This is a genomic window from Agromyces sp. ISL-38, from assembly GCF_018613935.1.
GTDB lineage: Bacteria > Actinomycetota > Actinomycetes > Actinomycetales > Microbacteriaceae > Agromyces.
This window is the reverse complement of sequence record NZ_JAGGPF010000020.1, coordinates 1-5,361: the sequence shown is the minus strand read 5'-3', so window position 1 is coordinate 5,361 and position 5,361 is coordinate 1. Positions and strand designations below refer to the sequence as shown.

Annotated in this window: 2 rRNA genes; both read left to right on the top strand. The window is 55.8% G+C overall.

The window, feature by feature from the left end:
- The first annotated feature begins 63 nt into the window (after positions 1 to 63).
- Positions 64 to 1,590 (top strand): 16S ribosomal RNA (locus J7E25_RS17515).
- A 471-nt stretch (positions 1,591 to 2,061) separates the two neighbouring features.
- Positions 2,062 to 5,165 (top strand): 23S ribosomal RNA (locus J7E25_RS17510).
- Together the 16S and 23S rRNA genes form the textbook arrangement of a ribosomal RNA operon.
- Positions 5,166 to 5,361 lie beyond the last annotated feature (196 nt).

Below are 5,361 nucleotides of genomic sequence, written 5' to 3'. Positions count from 1 at the left end.
GGATTTCTTTGAGATTGATGGATTGTCAGTGATTGGCAGTTCTTTGGTCAGGTCAAACAGTTTTCTTTGGAGAGTTTGATCCTGGCTCAGGACGAACGCTGGCGGCGTGCTTAACACATGCAAGTCGAACGATGAAGAGGAGCTTGCTCCTTGGATTAGTGGCGAACGGGTGAGTAACACGTGAGTAACCTGCCCTGGACTCTGGGATAACTCCGAGAAATCGGTGCTAATACCGGATAGGACCTGGAACCGCATGGTTTTGGGTGGAAAGTTTTTCGGTCTGGGATGGACTCGCGGCCTATCAGCTTGTTGGTGAGGTAATGGCTCACCAAGGCGTCGACGGGTAGCCGGCCTGAGAGGGTGACCGGCCACACTGGGACTGAGACACGGCCCAGACTCCTACGGGAGGCAGCAGTGGGGAATATTGCACAATGGGCGCAAGCCTGATGCAGCAACGCCGCGTGAGGGATGACGGCCTTCGGGTTGTAAACCTCTTTTAGTAGGGAAGAAGGGCTTCGGCTTGACGGTACCTGCAGAAAAAGCACCGGCTAACTACGTGCCAGCAGCCGCGGTAATACGTAGGGTGCGAGCGTTGTCCGGAATTATTGGGCGTAAAGAGCTCGTAGGCGGTTTGTCACGTCTGCTGTGAAATCCCGAGGCTCAACCTCGGGCCTGCAGTGGGTACGGGCAGACTGGAGTGCGGTAGGGGAGATTGGAATTCCTGGTGTAGCGGTGGAATGCGCAGATATCAGGAGGAACACCGATGGCGAAGGCAGATCTCTGGGCCGTAACTGACGCTGAGGAGCGAAAGCGTGGGGAGCGAACAGGATTAGATACCCTGGTAGTCCACGCCGTAAACGTTGGGCGCTAGATGTGGGGACCTTTCCACGGTTTCCGTGTCGTAGCTAACGCATTAAGCGCCCCGCCTGGGGAGTACGGCCGCAAGGCTAAAACTCAAAGGAATTGACGGGGGCCCGCACAAGCGGCGGAGCATGCGGATTAATTCGATGCAACGCGAAGAACCTTACCAAGGCTTGACATAACCGAGAACGCCGCAGAAATGTGGAACTCTTTGGACACTCGGTTACAGGTGGTGCATGGTTGTCGTCAGCTCGTGTCGTGAGATGTTGGGTTAAGTCCCGCAACGAGCGCAACCCTCGTCGTATGTTGCCAGCACGTAATGGTGGGAACTCATATGAGACTGCCGGGGTCAACTCGGAGGAAGGTGGGGATGACGTCAAATCATCATGCCCCTTATGTCTTGGGCTTCACGCATGCTACAATGGCCGGTACAAAGGGTTGCGATGTCGTAAGGCGGAGCGAATCCCAAAAAGCCGGTCTCAGTTCGGATTGAGGTCTGCAACTCGACCTCATGAAGTCGGAGTCGCTAGTAATCGCAGATCAGCAACGCTGCGGTGAATACGTTCCCGGGCCTTGTACACACCGCCCGTCAAGTCATGAAAGTCGGTAACACCCGAAGCCGGTGGCCTAACCCCTTGTGGGAGGGAGCTGTCGAAGGTGGGATCGGTGATTAGGACTAAGTCGTAACAAGGTAGCCGTACCGGAAGGTGCGGCTGGATCACCTCCTTTCTAAGGAGCATCTGGCAACTTTGGTTGTCCAGGCATGCCAGATCAGGGGCATACGTTCCCTGCTGGCGGCTCATGGGTGGAACATTGACATAGGTGCCGGTTGATTCCGGCTGGAGCTAGTACGCCTCTTCGGGGGTTGGAAGGTTCTGGTCGGCGCAGGCTGGCACGTGCACGCTGTTGGGTCCTGAGGGACCGGACGACTCCTTGCCCTTTTTGGGGTGGGGGGTGATGGTTTCTTACAGGCCTTCACCGAGATCGGCTTTGGGCTGGTGGGTGTGGGGGTTCTGGCCGTCTGTTGAGAACTACATAGTGGACGCGAGCATCTTAGATTGACCTCTTCGGGGGTCGATCACAAAAGGTGAATCTCGCCGATCGGGTGCCTTTCGGGGTGCCCTGTTTGGCGTGTTCACTGGTCAATTTCGCAGCATCGCCTTCGGGTGGTGTTGCACGAATTCGATCGAACTCATGTGATTTCAAGTTTCTAAGAGCAAACGGTGGATGCCTTGGCATCTGGAGCCGAAGAAGGACGTCGTAATCTGCGATAAGCCTCGGGGAGCTGATAAACGAGCTGTGATCCGAGGATTTCCGAATGGGGAAACCCCGCCAGGCCCTTTGGGTGACCTGGTGACTCCCGCCTGAATATATAGGGCGGGTAGAGGGAACGTGGGGAAGTGAAACATCTCAGTACCCACAGGAAGAGAAAACAACCGTGATTCCGTAAGTAGTGGCGAGCGAACGCGGATCAGGCTAAACCGAGCCATGTGTGATACCCGGCAGGGGTTGCATGGTCGGGGTTGTGGGACCTTTCGGAATGTGCTGCCGCGCATTCACGGTGACGCGTCAGGTATAGACGAATGGCATTGAAAGGCCAACCGGAGTGGGTGTGAGTCCCGTAGTCGAAATGCCTGGCCGGCCGGAGAGGTATCCCAAGTAGCACGGGGCCCGAGAAATCCCGTGTGAATCTGTCAGGACCACCTGATAAGCCTAAATACTCCCAGATGACCGATAGCGGACAAGTACCGTGAGGGAAAGGTGAAAAGTACCCCGGGAGGGGAGTGAAATAGTACCTGAAACCGTTTGCTTACAAACCGTTGGAGCCTCCTTGTTGGGGTGACAGCGTGCCTTTTGAAGAATGAGCCTGCGAGTTAGTGATATGTGGCGAGGTTAACCCGTGTGGGGCAGCCGTAGCGAAAGCGAGTCTGAATAGGGCGATTCAGTCGCATGTCCTAGACCCGAAGCGAAGTGATCTATCCATGGCCAGGTTGAAGCGACGGTAAGACGTCGTGGAGGACCGAACCCACTTCAGTTGAAAATGGAGGGGATGAGCTGTGGATAGGGGTGAAAGGCCAATCAAACTTCGTGATAGCTGGTTCTCTCCGAAATGCATTTAGGTGCAGCGTTGCGTGTTTCTTGCCGGAGGTAGAGCTACTGGATGGCCGATGGGCCCTAAAAGGTTACTGACGTCAGCCAAACTCCGAATGCCGGTAAGTGAGAGCGCAGCAGTGAGACGGTGGGGGATAAGCTTCATCGTCGAGAGGGAAACAACCCAGACCACCAACTAAGGTCCCTAAGCGCGTGCTAAGTGGGAAAGGATGTGGAGTTGCACAGACAACCAGGAGGTTGGCTTAGAAGCAGCCACCCTTGAAAGAGTGCGTAATAGCTCACTGGTCAAGTGATTCCGCGCCGACAATGTAACGGGGCTCAAGCACGCCACCGAAGTTGTGGCATTGACATTTGTGGTAGGCCTTCGTGGTCCAGCCGTGTTGATGGGTAGGAGAGCGTCGTGTGGGCAGTGAAGCGGCGGTGTGAACCAGCCGTGGAGGCCACACGAGTGAGAATGCAGGCATGAGTAGCGAAAGACGGGTGAGAAACCCGTCCTCCGGAAGACCAAGGGTTCCAGGGTCAAGCTAATCTGCCCTGGGTAAGTCGGGACCTAAGGCGAGGCCGACAGGCGTAGTCGATGGACAACGGGTTGATATTCCCGTACCGGCGAAGAACCGCCCACATGAAATCAGGAGTGCTAAGCATCCCAAGCCGCGTGGATCCCTTCGGGGACGATCGCGGGGCGGCATGCGACCCCATCTGGTGGAGTGAGCGTATTAACAGGTGTGACGCAGGAAGGTAGCCGATCCCGGGCGATGGTAGTCCCGGGGCAAGTGCGTAGGCCGAACCGTAGGCAAATCCGCGGTTCATCAAGGCTGAGACACGATGCGGATAAAAAGTTGGTGATCCTATGCTGCCGAGAAAAGCATCGACGCGAGGTTCTAGCCGCCCGTACCCCAAACCGACTCAGGTGGTCAGGTAGAGAATACCAAGGAGATCGAGAGAATCGTGGTTAAGGAACTCGGCAAAATGCCCCCGTAACTTCGGGAGAAGGGGGGCCTAAGGCGTGATCGGACTTGCTCCGGGAGCGCTGTAGGGCCGCAGAGACCAGTGGGAAGCGACTGTTTACTAAAAACACAGGTCCGTGCTAAGTCGCAAGACGATGTATACGGACTGACGCCTGCCCGGTGCTGGAAGGTTAAGAGGACCGGTTAGCCGCAAGGCGAAGCTGAGAATTTAAGCCCCAGTAAACGGCGGTGGTAACTATAACCATCCTAAGGTAGCGAAATTCCTTGTCGGGTAAGTTCCGACCTGCACGAATGGCGTAACGACTTCCCAGCTGTCTCAACCGCGAACTCGGCGAAATTGCATTACGAGTAAAGATGCTCGTTACGCGCAGCAGGACGGAAAGACCCCGTGACCTTTACTACAGCTTGGTATTGGTGTTCGGTGTGGCTTGTGTAGGATAGGTGGGAGACTGTGAAGCTGGCACGCTAGTGTCGGTGGAGTCATTGTTGAAATACCACTCTGGTCACTCTGGATATCTAACTTCGAACCGTGATCCGGTTCAGGGACAGTGCCTGGTGGGTAGTTTAACTGGGGCGGTTGCCTCCCAAAGAGTAACGGAGGCGCCCAAAGGTTCCCTCAACCTGGTTGGCAATCAGGTGGCGAGTGTAAGTGCACAAGGGAGCTTGACTGTGAGACTGACAGGTCGAGCAGGGACGAAAGTCGGGACTAGTGATCCGGCAGTGGCTTGTGGAAGCGCTGTCGCTCAACGGATAAAAGGTACCTCGGGGATAACAGGCTGATCTTGCCCAAGAGTCCATATCGACGGCATGGTTTGGCACCTCGATGTCGGCTCGTCGCATCCTGGGGCTGGAGTAGGTCCCAAGGGTTGGGCTGTTCGCCCATTAAAGCGGTACGCGAGCTGGGTTTAGAACGTCGTGAGACAGTTCGGTCCCTATCCGCTGCGCGCGTAGGAAATTTGAGAGGATCTGACCCTAGTACGAGAGGACCGGGTTGGACGAACCTCTGGTGTGCCAGTTGTTCCGCCAGGAGCACCGCTGGTTAGCTACGTTCGGGATGGATAACCGCTGAAAGCATCTAAGCGGGAAGCCGGCCTCGAGATGAGATTTCCATCCCTTCGGGGGAGAGGCTCCCAGCCAGACGACTGGGTTGATAGGCCGGATGTGGAAGACAGGACTAAAGACTGTCGGAGCTGACCGGTACTAATAAGCCGATAACTTGACAATCACTACACTCACAACGTTTGAACACATTTCATGTAAAGGCCGTGTGAGTGGCCCAAGAATTGCTCGCGTCCACTCTGTGGTTCCCTTCAGACGGGAAAACACCACAACATAACTCAACACCGCACCACCCTGCCCACACCCAGAACCCACGGTTCAGGTTGATGGGCGGGTCACCGAGACCACACACCCCACCACA